The organism is Staphylococcus sp. EG-SA-2 (genome assembly GCF_017152085.1).
Genome location: NZ_JACYHC010000956.1, coordinates 1 through 879 on the forward strand (window position 1 = coordinate 1; position 879 = coordinate 879).

The 879-nt window shown below is 37.0% G+C and carries 1 protein-coding gene; it reads left to right on the forward strand.

The genetic code is table 11. The features are described from left to right. The coding region (locus IDG60_RS16650; protein WP_206160949.1) for an FIVAR domain-containing protein at window positions 1-879 on the forward strand (879 nt) is incomplete at both ends.

Sequence of the window (879 nt, forward strand, 5' to 3'; positions counted from 1 at the left end):
AAGTACAAGAGTCCATTTTCACAAAAGCGGATAAACGTGAGTTAATCACAGCTAAAAATCATTTAGATGATCCAGTAAGCACTGAAGGTAAAAAGCCAGGTACAATTACGCAGTACAATAATGCAATGCATAATGCGCAACAACAAATCAATACCGCGAAAACAGAAGCACAACAAGTGATTAATAATGAGCGTGCAACACCACAACAAGTTTCTGACGCACTAACTAAAGTTCGTGCAGCACAAACTAAGATTGATCAAGCTAAAGCATTACTTCAAAATAAAGAAGATAATAGCCAATTAGTAACGTCTAAAAATAACTTACAAAGTTCTGTGAACCAAGTACCATCAACTGCTGGTATGACGCAACAAAGTATTGATAACTATAATGCGAAGAAGCGTGAAGCAGAAACTGAAATAACTGCAGCTCAACGTGTTATTGACAATGGCGATGCAACTGCACAACAAATTTCAGATGAAAAACATCGTGTCGATAACGCATTAACAGCATTAAACCAAGCGAAACATGATTTAACTGCAGATACACATGCCTTAGAGCAAGCAGTGCAACAATTGAATCGCACAGGTACAACGACTGGTAAGAAGCCGGCAAGTATTACTGCTTACAATAATTCGATTCGTGCACTTCAAAGTGACTTAACAAGTGCTAAAAATAGCGCTAATGCTATCATTCAGAAGCCAATAAGAACAGTGCAAGAGGTACAATCTGCGTTAACAAATGTAAATCGTGTCAATGAGCGATTAACGCAAGCAATTAATCAATTAGTACCTTTAGCTGATAATAGTGCTTTAAGAACTGCTAAGACGAAACTTGATGAAGAAATCAATAAATCAGTAACTACTGATGGTATGACACAAT